Consider the following 17,833-nt stretch of genomic DNA (forward strand, 5'->3'; position numbering starts at 1 on the left):
CTTCGCGTTGCCATTGGTTTGCCCAGTCCTCCCCGGCTGAACGGCGTGGCGCTGCCGCCTGCGGGCGGCACTGTGTCCAACCTTCGCACAAGGAGCTCCGGCGTATGGCCAAGGGAATTCTCATCGACCATGTCTTCAAGGTTTTCGGGGACGCCCCCGAAGACGCGCTCGAACTGGTCCGCCAAGGGCTGAGCAAGAAAGAGATCCTCGCCCGCACGGGCCAGTCGATCGGCGTGTTCGACGCCACCTTCGAGATCCAAGCCGGCGAGATCTTCGTGATCATGGGCCTGTCGGGCTCGGGCAAGTCGACGCTGGTACGGCTGCTGAACCGGCTGATCGAGCCGACCGCGGGACGCATCGTGATCGACGGCGCCGACATCAACGAGCACTCCGACGCCAGGCTGCGCGCATTGCGCCGCAAGGACATCAGCATGGTGTTCCAGTCCTTCGCGCTGATGCCGCACATGACGGTGCGCGAGAACACCGCGTTCGGCCTCGAACTCTCCGGCACCAGCAAGAAAGAACGCCTCGCGCAGGCCGACCAGGCGCTCGCCCAGGTGGGCCTCGCGGGCTGGGGCGACAGCTACCCCGACGAGCTCTCGGGCGGCATGCAGCAACGCGTCGGCCTGGCGCGTGCACTGGCATCGGACCCGTCGATCCTGCTGATGGACGAGGCCTTCTCGGCGCTCGACCCGATCATCCGCACCGAGATGCAATCGGAGCTGCTGCGGCTGCAGCAGGAAAAGCGCCGCACCATCGTCTTCATCTCGCACGACCTCGACGAGGCGATGCGCATCGGCGACCGCATCGCGATCATGAAGGACGGCCACGTGATCCAGGTCGGCACGCCCGACGAGATCCTGCGCAGCCCCGCCGACGATTACGTGCGCAGCTTCGTGCGCGGCGTGGATGCCGCGGCGGTCTTCAAGGCGGCCGACATCGCGCGCAAGTCGCTCACGGTGGTGAGCGAGCACCCGGAGCGCGGTGCGCGCGCGGCGCTGCAGCTGCTCGAAGACCAGGACCGCGACTTCGCCTACGTGGTGAACCCGGGCAGGCGCTTCCTCGGCGTGGTCTCGGCCGACACGCTGCGCACTGCACTCGACGGGCGTGCGGGTCCGCTCGGCCTGCAGCATGCTTTTCTCGAGGGCTTGCCGACGATCGATGCCGAGGCGCCGGTGGCCGGGCTCATCGGCCTGCTTGCGCAGGCGCCATGCGCGTTGCCGGTGGTGGCGGGCGACGGCCGCTTCTGCGGCGCGATCAGCAAGACCACGCTGCTGAGATTCCTCGACCGCGACACGCCGCCGATCGAACCCGCCGCGCCCCACGCCGCCCCTGCGCTGGCCGCCGAGCCGCACTGATTTCGAACTTCCGGAGAAAACCGAACCGATGAACGACAACACGATGTCATCCGCCCCGGCCGACACCGCCGCTGCGCCCGCCTACATCGACCCGTGGGAGGCGCTTTCCGCCGCGCCCGACGCGTCGGCCACGAGCGCTTGGCTCGATGCCCCCGCAGCCCAGGCCGCGACCGCGGTCGACCCGGCCGCCGGCGGCTTCGCGCTGCACCGGCTGTGGGACGGCTCGCTGCCCGTCGAAGCCTGGATCAACCAGGGCCTGGGCTGGGTGGTCACGCATTTCCGGCCCTTCTTCCAGACCGTGCGGCTGCCGATCGACAGCACGCTCGACGGCGTGCAGGGCCTGCTGAACGGGCTGCCGCCGCTCGCGATGATCGCGCTCGTCGGCCTGCTCGCCTGGCAGTTCGCGGGCCGCGCGATCGCCATCGGCACGGCCGTGTCGCTGCTGCTGGTGGCCATGCTCGGCATCTGGCCGGAGGCCATGGTGACCCTGTCGCTGGTGCTGACCTCGCTGGTTTTCTGCATGCTGGTCGGGCTGCCGCTCGGCGTGCTGCTGGCGAGCAGCGACCGCGCGCAGCGCGTGATGCGCCCGGTGCTCGACGCGATGCAGACCACGCCCGCCTTCGTGTACCTGGTACCGGTGGTCATGTTGTTCGGCATCGGCAACGTGCCGGGCGTGATCGTGACGATCGTCTTCGCCCTCGCGCCGCTCGTGCGCCTGACCAACCTGGGCCTGCGCCAGGTGCGGCCCGACCTGATCGAGGCGGCGCGCGCCTACGGCGCCTCGCCCTGGCAGATGCTCGTGAAGGTGCAGCTGCCACTGGCCATGCCGTCGATCATGGCCGGCATCAACCAGGCGCTGATGCTGTCGCTGTCGATGGTGGTGATCGCCTCGATGATCGCGGTCGGTGGGCTGGGCCAGATGGTGCTGCGCGGCATCGGTCGGCTCGACATGGGCCTGGCGACCGTCGGCGGGCTGGGCATCGTGCTGCTGGCCATCTCGCTCGACCGGCTGACCCAGGCCATGGGCCAGTCGCGCCGCGCCGCAGGCCGCCGCTGGTGGCACACGGGGCCGGCAGGCCTCGCGCTGCGCCTGCTGCAGCGCGCCGTGGCCCCGGGCCGCCCGGCGGCCGAACCGGCGCCGGCACTTTCGGCGCAGGCGCAATGACGAAGAAGGAAACAACACGCATGAAGAACCACCACGACAAGCCACGCACCGCCGGTTTCGTTGCACGCGGTCTGCTGGCCCTTGCCTTCGCGTTCTCGGGACTGGCCGCACAGGCCAGCGCCGACCTGCCCGGCGCCGGCGTGACCGTGCAGCCGCTCAAGAGCTCGCTCGCCGAAGAGGCTTTCCAGACCCTGCTCGTGATGCGCGGGCTCGAGCGGCTCGGCTACACCGTCGAGCCGATGCGCGACCTCGAACCCGCCACCGAGCACCTCGCCATCGCCAATGGCGATGCCACCTTCATGGCCCACCACTGGAGCCTGCTGCATGCCGACTTCTACGAGAACAGCGGCGGCGACGCCAAGCTCTGGCGCAAGGGCGTGTATTCGGAGGGCGCGGTTCAGGGCTACCTGATCGACCGCAAGACGGCTGAACAGTACGGCATCAACGACATCGGCCAGCTCAAGGACCCGGCGATCGCGAAGCTGTTCGACGCGGACGGCGACGGCAAGGCCGACCTCACCGGCTGCAACCCCGGCTGGGGCTGCGAACTCGCCATCGAAAACCACCTGACGGCCTACCAGCTGCGCGACACCGTCACGCACAAGCAGGGCAGCTATGCGGCGCTGATGGCCGACACCATCGCGCGGTTCAAGCAGGACAAGCCGATCCTCTACTACACCTGGACGCCCTACTGGGTGAGTGCCGTGCTGCGCCCGGGTTCGGACGTGGTGTGGCTGCAGGTACCCTCCTCCTCCTCGCCCGGCGGCGACGGCGGCGACACCCGGCAGCCGAACGGCAAGAACTACGGCTTCCTGGCGAACGAGGAGCGCATCGTCGCCAATCGCGAATTCGCCGAAAAGAACCCGGCCGCCGCCCGGCTGTTCGAGATCATGAAGCTGCCGATCGGCGACATCAACGCCCAGAACCTGCGCATGAGCCAGGGCGCCAACACGGCCGAGGACGTGGAGCGCCACGCCGACGGCTGGATCCGGGCGCACCAGCAATTGTTCGACGGCTGGATCGCCGAGGCGCGCGCGGCGGCCGGCGGCGGCGGCGGCTGAGATAATCGGGGGGCGTTTCCACATCCAAAAAAGACCCCCCACCATGACGACCACGATCCAGCAGGCCGACCTGATCGAATCGATCAGCGCCGCGCTGCAGTACATCAGCTATTACCACCCCGCCGACTACATCGCCCACCTGGCCAAGGCCTACGAGCGCGAGCAGAGCCCCGCCGCCAAGGACGCGATCGCGCAGATCCTCACCAACAGCAAGATGAGCGCGGTCGGCCATCGCCCGATCTGCCAGGACACCGGCATCGTCAACGTGTTCCTCAAGGTGGGCATGGACGTGCGCTGGGGCGGCTTCACCGGCTCGCTAGAGGACGCGGTCAACGAAGGCGTGCGCCGCGGCTACAACCATCCCGACAACACGCTGCGCGCTTCGGTGGTGGCCGACCCGCAGTTCGACCGCAAGAACACCAAGGACAACACGCCCGCGGTGATCTTCACCGAGATCGTGCCCGGCAACACGGTCGAGGTCACCGTCGCGGCCAAGGGCGGCGGCAGCGAGAACAAGAGCAAGCTCGTGATGCTGAACCCCGGCGACAGCGTGGTCGACTGGGTGCTCAAGACGGTGCCGACCATGGGCGCCGGCTGGTGCCCGCCCGGCATGCTCGGCATCGGCATCGGCGGCACGGCCGAGAAGGCCGCGCTGATGGCCAAGGAAAGCCTGATGGACGACCTCGACATGCACGAACTGCAGGCCAAGGCCGCGCGCAAGGAGCCGCTCTCGAAGGTCGAGGAACTGCGCCTCGAGCTGTACGAGAAGGTCAATGCGCTCGGCATCGGCGCGCAGGGCCTGGGCGGCCTGGCCACCGTGCTCGACATCAAGATCAAGATGTACCCGACGCACGCCGCGAGCAAGCCCGTCGCGATGATCCCCAACTGCGCGGCCACACGGCATGCGCACTTCGTGATGGACGGCAGTGGCGCGGTCTACCTCGATCCGCCCTCGCTCGACCTCTGGCCCGACGTGAACTGGGCGCCCGACGAGAAGAAGAGCAAGCGCGTCGACCTCGACCGCCTCACGCCCGCCGAAGTGGCGAGCTGGAAGCCCGGCGACACGCTGCTGCTCAACGGCAAGATGCTCACCGGCCGCGACGCCGCGCACAAGCGCATCCAGGGCATGCTCGCCAAGGGCGAGAAGCTGCCCGTCGATTTCACGAACCGCGTCATCTACTACGTCGGCCCGGTCGATCCCGTCGGTGACGAAGCGGTCGGCCCCGCCGGCCCGACCACCGCCACCCGCATGGACGGCTTCACCGAGATGATGCTGGCCCAGACCGGCCTGATCGCGATGATCGGCAAGGCCGAGCGCGGCCCGGTCGCGATCGAGGCCATCAAGAAGCACAAGAGCGCCTACCTCATGGCCGTGGGCGGCGCCGCCTACCTCGTGAGCAAGGCGATCAAGACCGCCAAGGTGGTCGGCTTCGAAGACCTCGGCATGGAAGCGATCTACGAATTCGACGTGGTCGACATGCCCGTGACGGTGGCGGTCGACGCCGGCGGCACCAGCGCGCACATCACCGGCCCGGCCGAGTGGCAGAAGCGCATCGCCAGCGGCGAGTTCAAGACCATCATGATGGAAGAAGCCTGAGCTTGAGCGCGGTCGGCGTCTTCGACAGCGGTGTCGGCGGGCTCAGCGTGCTCGCCGCGCTGCGCGCCGAACTGCCGCACGAGCGCTTCGTCTATTTCTCGGACGCGGCCTACGCCCCCTATGGCGAGCGCGGCGATGCCTACGTGATCGAGCGCTCGCGCGCGGTGGCCGGGCAATTGGTGCGCGAACACGGCATCAAGGCGCTGGTGGTGGCCTGCAACACGGCCACCACCGCGGCCATCCACCTGCTGCGCGCCGAACATCCGGCACTGCCGATCGTGGGCCTGGAGCCCGCGCTCAAGCCCGCGGTGGCCGCGAGCCGAACGGGCCGCATCTCGGTGTTGGCCACACGCGGGACGCTCGCAAGCAGCAGGTACGCGGCGCTGTGCGACACCTTTGCGGCCGGGGCGACGGTCCGCGCGGTGCCCTGCGACGGGCTCGTGAAGGCCATCGAGGGCTTCGATGGTGCAGCCATCGCGGCGCTCTGCGCACGCTATATGGCCGAGGCCGGCCCGTTCGGCGATGCGCCCGGCGAGACCGACGCCGTGGTGCTCGGCTGCACCCATTACCCGCTCGTGCGGCACGAACTGCAGCGCCATGCGCCGCCGTCGCTGCGCTTCATCGACACCGGGGCCCCCGTGGCGCAGCAGACGCGCCGCGTGCTCGCCTCGCTCGGTCGGCTGGCCGAGGGCGGCGAAGGCGCGCTGGTGCTCGCGGGCAGCGGCAACCTGGCCGCGCTCGAAGCGGCCGCCATGCATTGGTTGCCGCTGCCGCCGGTGGCGGCGGCCGCCTGAAGCCGCGCAGATGATGCTGCGTTCCGGCCTGCGCCGCGCCCTGTTGCTGCTGCTGGGTCTCGTGGCCGCCGGCGCCACGCATGCGGCGTGCGAAAGTGGGCTGGCCGAGCGCATGCATGCCAAGCTCTACCCCGACCGATCGCTCGACGAGCGCCTCGCGGCCTGCAAGCCGTGGCCGGCATTTCCGGGACGCAGCATCGTGGTGCTGCCGGTGCCGCAAGAGGTCAGCAGCTCGGGCGCGAAGGTCTTCGATCTCGAACTGCTGCTGATCCAGCGCCCCGACAACGGCAACACCGATCGCGACACCGTGGTCGCGCGCATCCGCCAGTCCGAGGCACTCGACGAGGACAACGCCACCGCGATCCAGGACATCCGCATCGACACCTCGCGCTACGTGCTCTCGAGCGACACGCGCGCCTTCGGCCTGCGTGTGCGCTACCGCGGCATCGCGCCGGGCAATTCGACCGCGATCGAGACGCTGCGCCTCTACGTGCAGCAGGGCAGCAAGCTGCGCCAGGTGCTGCCCGAGATCGAACTCGACCACGACAGCGGCGAGTGGGACCAGAGCTGCAGCGGTCGCTTCGAGAAGCTGCGCACCATGCTCTCGGTCGCTCCGTCGACAAGCAACGGCTGGCACGACCTGCAGCTCTCGCGCACGCGAACCCGCAGTCGCGCGCTGTGGCGCGACGATGACCAGAACTGCGCCCTGGTGTCCCTGCCCGCGCGCTTCGACACGCTGACGCTGCGCTACGACGGCGAGCGCTACCGCGTGCCCAAGTCTCTGCGCGACCCGGTGCCCTGAGCGGCGCGCAGCAGCGGCCGTCTGCTTCACGGCGCTGTCATACGAAAGCAGCACGATCCGCGGTTTGCTTGCTTGCCACACCGCGCGCCATGAACAATCCCAAAAAGCCACACGCTGCCGCCATTCCCTTCAAACCCCTGCTGCTCGCCAGCGCCCTCGGCCTCCTGCTCGCCGCGTGCGGTGGCGGCAACGATGGCGGCGCTGCGTTCTTTCCGCCGATCGTGCCGCCCGTGGCCACCACGCCACCTGCGACCGAACCACCGCCTGCGGCGCCCGAGCCGCAACTGGTCTCCGAGGCCCGGTTCACGCCGACCGCCGGCACGACCGAAGGCTCGTCCGATGCCTCCACTGCCATCGCATTGCCCGACGGCTACATGCTCGTGGCCGACGACGAGGCCAATGTGCTGCGGGTCTATCCGCGAGCGGGTGGCGCCGCGGTGAAGGAGTGGAGCTATGAAACCGATGGCCCCCAGCTCACGAAGGAACTCGACCTCGAGGCTGGCACGCGCGTCGGCGACACGCTGTACTTCACGGGCTCGAACAGCAACAAGAAGGACGGCGACGACGCACCCGACCGTTCGCACCTCTTCGCAGTGAAGCTCGGCGGCAGCGGCGCCGGCACCACCTTCAGCTACGTCGGCGAGTTCTCGCAACTCGAGAGCCAGCTAGTGGCCTGGGATGCCGGCAACGTGCATGGCCTGGACGCCGATCGATTCGGCTTCGCGGCCTCGGCGGCGGCGGGCGTCGTTCCCGAGCAGGCCAACGGCTTCTCCATTGAGGGCATGGCCGCCGCGCCGGGCGACGGTGCGCTGTGGCTGGGCTTTCGCGCGCCGCAGACTGGCGCCTCGCTGCGCACCCATGCGTTGATCGTGCCGCTTGAGAATTACGCCGCGCTGGTGGCCCGCACCGCAACGCAGGCAAGCTTCGGCGCGCCGATCGAGATCGACCTCGGCGGCCGCGGCATCCGTTCGATCGACAAGGGCAGTGACGGCCGCTACCTGATCGTCGCCGGCCCCGCAGGCCCGGCGAGCGCACTCGTCGACCGCAACTTCGCGCTGTTTGCCTGGAGCGGCCGCGCGGGCGAAGCCCCCGTGGAGCTGTCGAACGACCTCGACACCCTGCGCAAGGCGACGGGCGGCAGCTTCGAATCGATCGTCGAGGTGCCCGGCCCTGTGGCCGCCGGCACCGAAGTGCAACTGCTGCTCGACAACGGCGACACGGTGTGGGCGGACCAGACCGAGGTATCGAAGGACCTTGCGCCCGCCGACCAGAAATTCGACGGCTTCGTCGTGCGCCTGGGCCAGCCCTGGGTCGACACCGCCGCGCCGGTGCTCAAGAGCGCCTCGCCCAAGGCCGACGATGGCAGCGTGGGCGTGAACGCGACGATCACGCTGAACTTCAACGAGGGCGTGCGCCTCGGTGCGGGCAACATCGTTCTGCACAAGGCCGACGGCAGCGTGGTCGAGACCTTCTCTGCCGCGAGCCCGACTGCGCGTGTCCGGCGCGCCTTCAACGTGCTGACGTTCACGCCCACCGAGCCACTGAGCGCGTCCACCGGCTACTACATGACGGTGGATGCCAACGCGATCGTCGATGCCAAAGGCAACGCATTCGCGGGCATCGCCGACACGAGCACCATCGCCTTCACCACCAGCGCACCGCCCCCGTTCGGTGCCGGCGACATCCTGTTCCTGGGCCTGAATGCCGACAAGACCGACGCTTTCGCCTTCGTGCTGCTCAAGCCGATGGATGCCGGCACACGCATCGTGTTCACCGATCGCGATCGCACCGCCGACGATGAGTTCGACGGCCTGACCAACGAAAGCGCCTATGTCTGGACCACGGACCGCAACCTCGCGGTGGGCAGCATCGTGACCATCCAGCCTGACATCAAGAACACCAATCCGATCGCCGACGTCGGCACCACGCAGGGCGCGGGCGGTGGCCTCAGCGGCACCAACGAGACGGTCTACGCCTTCGTCGGCGGCACGGTCGCGAACCTGGGCGACGGCGCGGCCGGTGCGATCAGTGGCGTGGGCGCCTACCTGGCCAGCATCACGGTGGGCCCGGCCACCGGCGCTGGCAGCATTCCCGCGGCGTTGAGCAGCACGGGCGCCGCGATCCACTTTGCGGACAAGTTCGACGTGCTCTACGACGGTCCGATGCTCCCTGCCTCCCCAACGCCGGGGGACATCGCGACCTTTGCGACGAGCGTGAAGAACACAGCGAACTGGAAGTCGCAGGCCGGCACCGGCTGGCCGCTGACCAACGGCAGCCTGTTCGGCGGCTCCTGAAGCCTATGTCCGACCTCGCAGCGCGGCCTCGCGGCCGCGCCGCATGTCGATCGGCCACAGCAGCAGCAGGCCCGCGACGAACAGCACGGCGGTCGACAGGATCGCAACTCGCTGGTTGCCGCCCGTGGCCCAGGTGATTGCACCGAACATCAGCGGACCGACGATGCTCGCGAGCCGCGTGGCAAAGGACCAGAGCCCGAAGAACTCGGCCAGTTGCGCCGGCGGCGCCAAATAGCCCGTCATGGCGCGCCCGGCCGACTGGCTCGACCCCATCGCCAGCCCCGCAATGGCCGCGGCCCACCAGAAGGCCCCCTTGCTGCCGGCCGCTGCAGCGATCACGCAGACCACGATCCATGCCACCAGCGTGCCGGCCAGTGCGAACTTGTGGCCGATGCGGTCCTGAACGTAGCCGAAGCCGAAGGCACCCACTGCGGCCGCCAGGTTGAGCACGAAGATCAGCACCATCGTCTCGCTCGCCACGAAACCGATCACCTGCTCGGCATAGATCGCGGCCAGTGTGATGGCCACGGCCACGCCGCCCTGGTAGCAGACGGTGCAGGCCAGCAGCGTCATGAAGTCGCGGTAGGCGCGCGCCTCGCGGAAGGTCGCACGAAGTTGCTGCCAGGCATTGGACTGCGCCGCGGCCTGCGGACGTGGCCTTGCGCGTTCGGGCAGCAGCACAAAGGTGACACAGGCCGCCGCGCCATAGATGGCCGCGGTGATGAGCATCGTCACCGGCACGAAGTGCGCCGCGGGGAGCCCTCGGGCCTGCGCCGAGAGCACGTAGGCCAGGCACAGGCCAAGCACCAGCATGCCGCCGATGTAGCCGAAGGCCCAGCCCCATCCGCTGACCTTGCCCATGCCCTCGGCCGTGGCGAGCTCGGGCAGGAACGCGCCCGTGAGCGACTCGCCATACGAGTAAAAGGTGTTCGACACGATGACCAGCGCCATGGCCACGGCAACCCCCGTGGCACCCGAGAAGCGTGGCGACAGCGCCAGCGCCGCCGTTGCGATCACGCAGCCCGTGGTGGCCATCGCCAGCAGCCGCTTCTTGGCCCCATGCAGGTCGGCCCAGGCGCCGATCGCGGGCATGGTGAGCATCACGATCGCATACGAGATGCTGAGCGCCACGGTCCAGGCGAACGGCGCCCATGGTGCGCCCTTCGCGATACCGCCGACGAAGTAGGCCGCGAACACGGCCGTGATCACGACGGTCGTGTAGCCCGAGTTCGCAAAGTCGTACATCGCCCAGCCGAAAACCTCGCGCTTGCGCACGCCAGCGTTGAGGGCGCTGGAAGGAAAGAGCTTGGGGGAAGCGGCCATGCGGCGATCATCGTGCGCGCGCCGCATGGCAGGCGTGTTGCGCCCGGGCTGCGGACGCTCGCATGTCAGAAGCTGTGAATGAACTGGACGTGTCCGAGCAGGTCGTCCAGGCGCGTCCGATCGAGGCGCAAAGCGCAGTCGTAGCTTGCGCTACGGCGAGCATTTGCAACGACGAGCGGGCGGGTCTGGGCGGGCTGAGCGGGCATGGCCGGTTCGTTCGCAGCTTCTCAGTGCAGGTGACGTGGGCGGCGGCCGCCGCCATGGCCGCCACCGCTGCCGCTGCCGCCGGTGCCCCGCGGGCGCTTGCCGATCTCGAGCGAGTTGACGAGCGCGTCGAAGCGGTCGCTGAACAGGCGGTCGATCTCGGCCACCACGCCGCCGAGTTCGGCCCCGTCGAAATGCCGCTCCATGAGGTTGACCACGTCTTCGACCAGCAGGTCGCGCTGCACCTGCATGATCGCCGCCGGGTTCGGGCCGACGAACAGCATCAGGAAGTCGTCGCGCGACTCTTCGTCGGGGTCGCCCTCTTCCTCGTCGAAGTCAGTGTCGTAGAACGTGACCTCGATCGCGGCACCGCGCTCGGACAGTTCGTTCAGCGCCATGCACATCTCATCGAGCGACTGGCGGAAGTCTTCGTCGCCGGTCACGGTCCAGCACATCTGGAGCATGTGCTCCTTCTGCTCGAAGCGGATGCCGGGCTCCTCTTCATAACTGCTCGTGGCGCCGTCCGCCAGCGACTTGGCGCCGGCATAGACCCACAGCGGCTTCAGCGCTTCCTGGATCTGGTCGAAGCCGACGTCGGCCCTGAGCGGCACGTCGCCGTGAACATGGATTTCGAATGGAGCGTTGTAACGAGGCATTGTGTGCTCCCTTGTCTAGATATGGTGCCCGGAACGGGGGTCGAACCCGTATGCCCCGATTAAGGAAGCGGCGGATTTTAAGTCCGATGTGTCTACCAATTTCACCATCCGGGCCTCGGGTTGGACATCGACGATAACCCAAACGAAACGAGCCCCGGCAACGCAGGTTGGCGGGGCGATTTTCTGTGCGGGTGGATCAAACTGACCAGAGAGGATGGAGGCGCGACCCGGAGTCGAACCGGGCTACACGGATTTGCAATCCGTTGCATAACCGCTTTGCTATCGCGCCACGCTGAAAACGAAATCGAACTTGCGAAAAAAAGGGAAGCAGTGCTTCCCTTTTTCAAAACTGGAGCGGGAAAAGAGTCTCGAACTCTCGACCTCAACCTTGGCAAGGTTGCGCTCTACCAACTGAGCTATTCCCGCGTTTCGAGCCTCGAATTATAGAACACTTTTTCGGGGCTAGGCAAGCTCGACCGCTCAATGTTTGACCGAGCCCTCGGACGCCCGCCCTTCGCGCTGCTTGGCAAGCTCGGCCACGGCGGCGGCCGAGGCCGCGACTTCCTCGTCGGACAGCGGCTCGGGCATCTTCTCGAGCGCGATCTCGAGCACCTTGTCGATCCACTTCACCGGCACGATCTCGAGGCCGTTCTTCACGTTCTCGGGAATGTCCTGCAGGTCCTTGGCGTTCTCCTCGGGGATCAGCACGGTCTTGATGCCGCCGCGCAGTGCGGCCAGCAGCTTTTCCTTGAGGCCGCCGATGGCCGTGACCTCGCCGCGCAGCGTGATCTCACCGGTCATCGCGACGTCGCTGCGCACCGGGATGCCCGTGAGCGCCGACACGAAGGCCGTCGTCATCGCCGCACCGGCGCTCGGGCCGTCCTTGGGCGTGGCGCCGTCGGGCACGTGGATGTGGATGTCGCGCTTCTCGAACATCTCGTCCTTGATGCCCAGGCGGCGCGAGCGGCTGCGCACCACGGTGCGCGCGGCCTCGACCGACTCCTTCATCACGTCGCCGAGCGAGCCCGTGCGGCTGATCACGCCCTTGCCGGGCATCGTGACCGCCTCGATCGTGAGCAGGTCGCCGCCGACCTCGGTCCAGGCAAGGCCGACCACCTGGCCGACCTGGCTCTGCTTCTCGGCCAGGCCGAAGCTGTACTTGCGCACGCCGAGAAAGTCATTGAGGTTGGTGCCGTCGACCACGACCTTGGGCGTGAGCTGCTTGAGCAACAGGCTCTTGACCACCTTGCGGCAGATCTTCGACAGCTCGCGCTCGAGCGAGCGCACGCCCGCCTCGCGGGTGTAGTAGCGCACGATGTCGCGCACGGCCTCTTCGGTGACGAGCAGTTCCTCTTCCTTCACGCCGTTGTTCGTCATCTGCTTGGGCAGCAGGTACTTGAGCGCGATGTTGGTCTTCTCGTCCTCGGTGTAGCCCGAGAGGCGGATGACTTCCATCCGGTCGAGCAGCGCCGGCGGGATGTTCATCGAATTCGACGTGGCGACGAACATCACATCGGAGAGGTCGAAGTCGACCTCGACGTAGTGGTCGCCGAAGGTGTGGTTCTGCTCGGGGTCGAGCACCTCGAGCAGCGCGCTCGACGGGTCGCCGCGGAAGTCGGTGCCGAGCTTGTCGATCTCGTCGAGCAGGAACAGCGGATTGCGCGTGCCGATCTTGCCCAGGCCCTGCAGCACCTTGCCCGGCAGCGCGCCGATGTAGGTGCGGCGATGGCCGCGGATCTCGGCCTCGTCGCGCATGCCGCCGAGCGCCATGCGGGTGTACTTGCGGCCCGTGGCCTTGGCGATCGACTGCCCGAGCGAGGTCTTGCCCACGCCCGGCGGCCCCACGAGGCACAGGATCGGCGCCTTGACCTTGTCCACGCGCTGCTGCACCGCGAGATACTCGAGGATGCGGTCCTTGACCTTCTCGAGGCCGTAGTGGTCGGCGTTGAGCACCGCCTCGGCATTGGCGAGGTCGTGCTTGATCTTGGTCCGCTTGCTCCACGGCAGGCTGACCAGCACGTCGATGTAGTTGCGCACCACCGTGGCCTCGGCCGACATGGGCGACATCAGCTTGAGCTTCTTGAGCTCGCCCTCGGCCTTCTTGAGCGCTTCCTTGGGCATCTTGGCGAGCTTGATCTTCTTCTCGATCTCCTCGATGTCCGCGCCCTCCTCGCCTTCGCCGAGCTCCTTCTGGATCGCCTTGACCTGTTCGTTGAGGTAGAAGTCGCGCTGGTTCTTCTCCATCTGGCGCTTCACGCGGCCGCGGATCTTCTTGTCGACGTTGAGGATGTCGACCTCGCGCTCGAGCTGGCCGAACAGGTTCTCGAGCCGCGCCTTCACGTCGTCCAGGTCGAGCACGGCCTGCTTGTTGTCGAGCTTGAGCGGCAGGTGCGCGGCAATGGTGTCGGCCAGGCGGCCCGGATCGTCGATGCTGGAGATCGAGGTCAGGATCTCGGGCGGGATCTTCTTGTTGAGCTTCACGTACTGGTCGAACTGCTGCATCACCGCGCGGCGCAGCGCCTCGACCTCCGTGCCCTTCTCGCCGCCCTCGGTCGCCGCCAGGGGCGTCACGTTGGCCGTGAAGTGAGTCTCGCCGTCGTCGATGCGGTTCACGCTCGCGCGCTGCTGGCCTTCGACCAGCACCTTCACGGTGCCGTCGGGCAGCTTCAGCATCTGCAGGATGGTCGAGACGCAGCCCACCTCGAACATGTCCTCGACCGAGGGCTCGTCCTTGGCGGCGGCCTTCTGGGCCACCAGCATGATGCGACGTTCGGCTTCCATCGCCAGCTCGAGCGCCTTGATGCTCTTCGGGCGTCCCACGAACAGCGGGATCACCATGTGGGGGAACACGACGACGTCGCGCAGCGGCAGCAGCGGCAGGTCGATCGCTTCGGCTGGCAGGGGTGTATGACCGGACATGAAAATCCTTTGTTTGATCAGGCAAAGATGGATGGGTGTGCGGGCATTTCAACCCTGCGCGCCCGGTCTTTGTCGAAGGCGCCGGCAGCCTTGCCGAAAGGAAGGGCCGGCGCTGCGCTCACTCAGGCCTTCTTGGCCGCCTCGCGGTACACGAGCAGCGGCGGCTTGTTTTCATCGATTGTGGATTCTTCGACCACAACCTTGTCGACGTTGGTGGCATTCGGCAGTTCGAACATCGTGTCGATCAGCGACTGTTCCAGGATCGAACGCAGCCCGCGCGCACCGGTCTTGCGGGCCAGCGCCTTGCGCGCGATGGCCTTGAGCGCCGCCGGGCGGATCTCGAGGTCGACGCCCTCCATCTGCAGCAGCTTGGTGAACTGCTTGACGACGGCATTCTTCGGCTCGGTCAGGATCTGCACCAGGGCGTCTTCGCTGAGTTCGGCCAGCGAGGCCACCACGGGCATGCGGCCCACGAGCTCGGGGATCAGGCCGAACTTGATCAGGTCCTCGGGCTCGACCTCGCGGAACACCTCGGTGACGCTGCGCTGGGCCTTGCTCTTGACCGAGGCGCCAAAACCAATGCCCGAGGCTTCGGTGCGTGCTTCGATGACCTTCTCGAGGCCGGCGAAGGCGCCGCCGCAGATGAACAGGATGTTGGTCGTGTCGATCTGCAGGAAGTCCTGGTTCGGATGCTTGCGCCCGCCCTGCGGCGGCACGCTCGCCATGGTGCCTTCGATGAGCTTCAGCAGCGCCTGCTGCACGCCCTCGCCCGACACGTCGCGCGTGATCGACGGGTTGTCGGACTTGCGCGAGATCTTGTCGATCTCGTCGATGTAGACGATGCCGCGCTGGGCGCGCTCGACTTCGTAGTTGCAGCTCTGCAGCAGCTTCTGGATGATGTTCTCGACGTCTTCGCCCACGTAGCCGGCTTCGGTCAGCGTGGTGGCGTCGGCCATGACGAACGGCACGTCGAGCATGCGCGCGAGCGTCTGCGCGAGCAGCGTCTTGCCTGAACCGGTCGGGCCGATCAGGAGGATGTTGCTCTTGCTGAGTTCGACGTCCTCGCCCTTGGCCTTTTCCTTGTGGCGCAGGCGCTTGTAGTGGTTGTAGACGGCCACCGACAGCATGCGCTTGGCCGGCTCCTGGCCGATCACGTAGTTGTCGAGGTTGGTCTTGATCTCGAGCGGCGTCGGCAGGTCGCTGCGCCCCTCGCGCGATTCCTCGCCGGCGGGGAGTTCGTCGCGGATGATCTCGTTGCAGAGATCGATGCACTCGTCGCAAATGAAGACCGAAGGGCCCGCGATCAGCTTCTTGACCTCATGCTGGCTCTTGCCGCAGAACGAGCAGTAAAGCGTTTTTTCGCTGGAAGAGCCTTTTTTCTCGGCCATGGACAGATGCCTCGTTAACGGGGGTGGGACAATGATAACTAAACAAAAACGGCGTTTCCCGTGGGGAAAACGCCGTTTTTGCCTTTTGGCGCATGCGGCGCCGCGGCCGGAGTCAACCGCGCTTTGCAATGACCTGGTCGACCAGCCCGTAATCCTTGGCCTCGTCGGCCGTGAGGAAATAGTCGCGCTCGGTGTCGGTCTTGACTTTTTCGAGCGGCTGGCCCGTGCGCTCGGCCAGGATGCGGTTCATCTGGTCCTTGGTGCGCAGGATATCGCGGGCGTGGATCTCGATGTCGGTCGCCTGGCCGCGCGCGCCGCCGAGCACCTGGTGGATCATGACCTTCGAATTCGGCAGCGAGAAGCGCTTGCCCTTCTCGCCGGCTGCGAGCAGGAAGGCGCCCATGCTGGCCGCGAAGCCGATGCACATGGTGGAAACGTCAGGCTTGATGAACTGCATGGTGTCGTAGATCGCCATGCCGGCGCTCACACTGCCGCCGGGTGAGTTGATGTAGAACGAAATGTCCTTGTCCGGGTTCTCGCTCTCGAGGAACAGCAGCTGCGCCACCACGAGGTTGGCGGTCTGGTCGTTCACCTCGCCGACCAGGAAGACGATGCGCTCCTTGAGGAGGCGCGAATAGATGTCGTACGACCGCTCGCCGCGGCCCGACTGCTCGACGACCATCGGGATCATGCCGAGATTCTGGATGCCCTGTGCGCTCATGAATATGCTCCGGGAAAAAGGGTTCGTTCGCTGTTCGAATGTGACTGTACGCTTGAGTGAAATGGGGCTCGTGCCGCAAAGCACAAGCCCCATTCGCCATCATGCGTGCGGTGCCGGGATCAGCCCTGCTGCGCCATCAGCTCGTCGAACGTCACCGACTTTTCCGTGACCTTGGCCTTGCCGAGCACGAAGTCGGTCACGTTGTTCTCGATCACGACCGCCTCGACCTCGGCCAGGCGGTTGTTGTCGCTGAAGTACCAGCGCACGACGTCGGCCGGCTTCTCGTAGCTCGCGGCCAGTTCGTCGACGTGAGCCTTGATCTGCTCGGGCTTGGCCTGCAGGTCGTTGGCACGCACCAGCTCAGCCACCACCAGGCCCAGGCGCACGCGGCGCTCGGCCTGCGGACGGAACACTTCCTCGGGAATCGGGGCCTTGTCGGCGTCCTTGATGCCGCGCTGCTTGAGCTCGGCGCGGGCGCCTTCGATCATGCGGTTCACTTCCGACTGCACGCTGGCGTTCGGCAGGTCGAGTTCGGCATTGGCAACCAGCGCGTCCATCACCGCGTTCTTGTTGCGTGCCAGCAGGCGGAACTTCACTTCGCGCTCGAGGTTCTTCTTGATGTCGGCGCGCAGGCCCTCGACCGTGGCCTCGGGAATGCCGAGCGACTTGGCAAGCTGCTCGTTGACTTCGGGCAGGTGCGAAGCTTCGATCTTCTTCACGGTGACCATGAAGTCAGCCTGCTTGCCGGCCACGTCCTTACCGTGGTAGTCGGCCGGGAACGAGAGCGGGAAGGTGCGGCTGTCGCCCGACTTCATGCCGCGCACCGCTTCTTCGAATTCCTTCAGCATCTGGCCTTCGCCGACGATGAACTGGAAATCTTCGGCCTTGCCGCCCTGGAACGGCTCGCCGTCGATCTTGCCCTCGAAGTCGACCGTCACGCGGTCGTTGTCCTCGGCCACGGCATCCTGGGCGCGCTGCGCGAAGGTGCGGCGCTGCTTGCGCAGGATCTCGAGCGTCTTGTCGATGGCATCGTCGCCCACTTCGGCCGAGAGCTTCTCGACTTCGGCGTTCGCCAGGTCGTTGATCTTGACTTCGGGGAACACCTCGAACACCGCGTCGAAGGCCAGCTGGCCCTCGGGCGCCTCTTCCTTCTCGGTGATGCGGGGCTGGCCGGCCACGCGCAGCTTGGCTTCGTTGGCGGCCTGCGAGAAGGCTTCACCGACCTTGTCGTTCATGACCTCGTAGTGCACCGAGTAGCCGTAACGCTGGGCCACGACGTTCATCGGCACCTTGCCGGGACGGAAACCGTCCATCTTGACGGTGCGCGCGAGCTTCTTGAGGCGCGAATCGACTTCCGACTGGATGGTGCCGACCGGAAGGGTCAGCGTGATCTTGCGTTCGAGCTTCTCGAGAGTTTCAACGGTCACGGTCATGGTGTCTTCCTTGTGAGGGTGTGGCTGGTGCGCGGGGCCGGACTCGAACCGGCACGTTCTTGCGAACGTCAGGACCTAAACCTGGTGCGTCTACCAATTTCGCCACCCGCGCTTGCCA

Annotated in this window: 13 protein-coding genes and 4 tRNA genes; 7 read left to right on the forward strand and 10 right to left on the reverse strand. The window is 66.9% G+C overall.

The window, feature by feature from the left end:
* Positions 1-104 precede the first annotated feature (104 nt).
* The 7 genes from proV (at position 105) to AC3A6G_RS11290 (ending at position 9,071) form a co-directional block, all read left to right on the forward strand.
* Entirely contained in the window at positions 105-1,358 is a 1,254-nt protein-coding gene (gene proV, locus AC3A6G_RS11260) for a glycine betaine/L-proline ABC transporter ATP-binding protein ProV (protein ID WP_487858993.1), read from the forward strand.
* Between the two features lie 28 nt (positions 1,359-1,386).
* Entirely contained in the window at positions 1,387-2,523 is a 1,137-nt protein-coding gene (proW, locus tag AC3A6G_RS11265; protein ID WP_487858992.1) for a glycine betaine/L-proline ABC transporter permease ProW, read from the forward strand.
* 20 nt (positions 2,524-2,543) lie between these two features.
* Entirely contained in the window at positions 2,544-3,584 is a 1,041-nt protein-coding gene (gene proX / locus AC3A6G_RS11270) for a glycine betaine/L-proline ABC transporter substrate-binding protein ProX (protein ID WP_487873639.1), read from the forward strand.
* 43 nt (positions 3,585-3,627) lie between these two features.
* Entirely contained in the window at positions 3,628-5,181 is a 1,554-nt protein-coding gene (locus tag AC3A6G_RS11275) for a fumarate hydratase (RefSeq protein WP_487873640.1), read from the forward strand.
* Between the two features lie 2 nt (positions 5,182-5,183).
* Positions 5,184-5,975 carry a glutamate racemase gene (gene murI / locus AC3A6G_RS11280; RefSeq protein ID WP_487873641.1) on the forward strand — a complete coding sequence of 264 codons (792 nt, stop codon included), beginning with the start codon at positions 5,184-5,186 and terminating at the stop codon, positions 5,973-5,975.
* 10 nt (positions 5,976-5,985) lie between these two features.
* Positions 5,986-6,777: a PA3715 family protein gene (locus tag AC3A6G_RS11285; RefSeq protein WP_487873642.1), complete on the forward strand. Its 792-nt coding sequence runs from the start codon at positions 5,986-5,988 to the stop codon at positions 6,775-6,777.
* An 89-nt stretch (positions 6,778-6,866) separates the two neighbouring features.
* Positions 6,867-9,071, forward strand: a complete 2,205-nt coding sequence (locus AC3A6G_RS11290; RefSeq protein WP_487873643.1) for an Ig-like domain-containing domain — start codon at positions 6,867-6,869, stop codon at positions 9,069-9,071.
* A 3-nt stretch (positions 9,072-9,074) separates the two neighbouring features.
* Here the strand turns inward: AC3A6G_RS11290 and AC3A6G_RS11295 are convergent, their stop codons facing one another.
* The 10 genes from AC3A6G_RS11295 to AC3A6G_RS11340 all read right to left on the reverse strand — a co-directional run bounded on the left by AC3A6G_RS11295 (position 9,075) and on the right by AC3A6G_RS11340 (position 17,827).
* Positions 9,075-10,394 carry an MFS transporter gene (locus tag AC3A6G_RS11295; protein ID WP_487873644.1) on the reverse strand — a complete coding sequence of 440 codons (1,320 nt, stop codon included), beginning with the start codon at positions 10,392-10,394 and terminating at the stop codon, positions 9,075-9,077.
* Positions 10,395-10,621: 227 nt separating this feature from the next.
* On the reverse strand, positions 10,622-11,254 hold the full coding sequence (locus tag AC3A6G_RS11300; RefSeq protein WP_487863808.1) for a DUF6806 family protein: 633 nt from the start codon (positions 11,252-11,254) through the stop codon (positions 10,622-10,624).
* 22 nt (positions 11,255-11,276) lie between these two features.
* Positions 11,277-11,368 (reverse strand) — tRNA-Leu (locus AC3A6G_RS11305).
* A 101-nt stretch (positions 11,369-11,469) separates the two neighbouring features.
* Positions 11,470-11,543: transfer RNA gene (locus AC3A6G_RS11310), tRNA-Cys, on the reverse strand.
* Positions 11,544-11,604: 61 nt separating this feature from the next.
* Positions 11,605-11,680 (reverse strand) — tRNA-Gly (locus AC3A6G_RS11315).
* 54 nt (positions 11,681-11,734) lie between these two features.
* Positions 11,735-14,173, reverse strand: coding sequence for an endopeptidase La (lon, locus tag AC3A6G_RS11320; protein ID WP_487858984.1), 2,439 nt, complete (start codon positions 14,171-14,173; stop codon positions 11,735-11,737).
* A 122-nt stretch (positions 14,174-14,295) separates the two neighbouring features.
* Positions 14,296-15,561 (reverse strand): ATP-dependent Clp protease ATP-binding subunit ClpX, encoded by a 1,266-nt coding sequence (gene clpX, locus AC3A6G_RS11325; protein ID WP_487858983.1) that lies wholly within the window; start codon positions 15,559-15,561, stop codon positions 14,296-14,298.
* 112 nt (positions 15,562-15,673) lie between these two features.
* Positions 15,674-16,282, reverse strand: a complete 609-nt coding sequence (gene clpP / locus AC3A6G_RS11330) for an ATP-dependent Clp endopeptidase proteolytic subunit ClpP (protein ID WP_487858982.1) — start codon at positions 16,280-16,282, stop codon at positions 15,674-15,676.
* A 119-nt stretch (positions 16,283-16,401) separates the two neighbouring features.
* Positions 16,402-17,715 carry a trigger factor gene (tig, locus tag AC3A6G_RS11335; protein ID WP_487858981.1) on the reverse strand — a complete coding sequence of 438 codons (1,314 nt, stop codon included), beginning with the start codon at positions 17,713-17,715 and terminating at the stop codon, positions 16,402-16,404.
* Positions 17,716-17,740: 25 nt separating this feature from the next.
* A tRNA-Leu gene (locus AC3A6G_RS11340) sits at positions 17,741-17,827 on the reverse strand.
* Positions 17,828-17,833 lie beyond the last annotated feature (6 nt).

This window comes from Variovorax sp. Soil_C_26 (assembly GCF_057657075.1).

What these genes read in the sequence shown, in the direction of transcription:
- clpX (WP_487858983.1), bottom strand. Translation starts at nt 15,561, where the DNA reads ATGGCCGAGAAAAAAGGCTCTTCCAGCGAAAAAACGCTTTACTGCTCG.
- AC3A6G_RS11290 (WP_487873643.1), top strand. Translation starts at nt 6,867, where the DNA reads ATGAACAATCCCAAAAAGCCACACGCTGCCGCCATTCCCTTCAAACCC.
- AC3A6G_RS11300 (WP_487863808.1), bottom strand. Translation starts at nt 11,254, where the DNA reads ATGCCTCGTTACAACGCTCCATTCGAAATCCATGTTCACGGCGACGTG.
- lon (WP_487858984.1), bottom strand. Translation starts at nt 14,173, where the DNA reads ATGTCCGGTCATACACCCCTGCCAGCCGAAGCGATCGACCTGCCGCTG.
- clpP (WP_487858982.1), bottom strand. Translation starts at nt 16,282, where the DNA reads ATGAGCGCACAGGGCATCCAGAATCTCGGCATGATCCCGATGGTCGTC.
- proV (WP_487858993.1), top strand. Translation starts at nt 105, where the DNA reads ATGGCCAAGGGAATTCTCATCGACCATGTCTTCAAGGTTTTCGGGGAC.
- proW (WP_487858992.1), top strand. Translation starts at nt 1,387, where the DNA reads ATGAACGACAACACGATGTCATCCGCCCCGGCCGACACCGCCGCTGCG.
- AC3A6G_RS11275 (WP_487873640.1), top strand. Translation starts at nt 3,628, where the DNA reads ATGACGACCACGATCCAGCAGGCCGACCTGATCGAATCGATCAGCGCC.
- tig (WP_487858981.1), bottom strand. Translation starts at nt 17,715, where the DNA reads ATGACCGTGACCGTTGAAACTCTCGAGAAGCTCGAACGCAAGATCACG.
- proX (WP_487873639.1), top strand. Translation starts at nt 2,544, where the DNA reads ATGAAGAACCACCACGACAAGCCACGCACCGCCGGTTTCGTTGCACGC.
- AC3A6G_RS11285 (WP_487873642.1), top strand. Translation starts at nt 5,986, where the DNA reads ATGATGCTGCGTTCCGGCCTGCGCCGCGCCCTGTTGCTGCTGCTGGGT.
- AC3A6G_RS11295 (WP_487873644.1), bottom strand. Translation starts at nt 10,394, where the DNA reads ATGGCCGCTTCCCCCAAGCTCTTTCCTTCCAGCGCCCTCAACGCTGGC.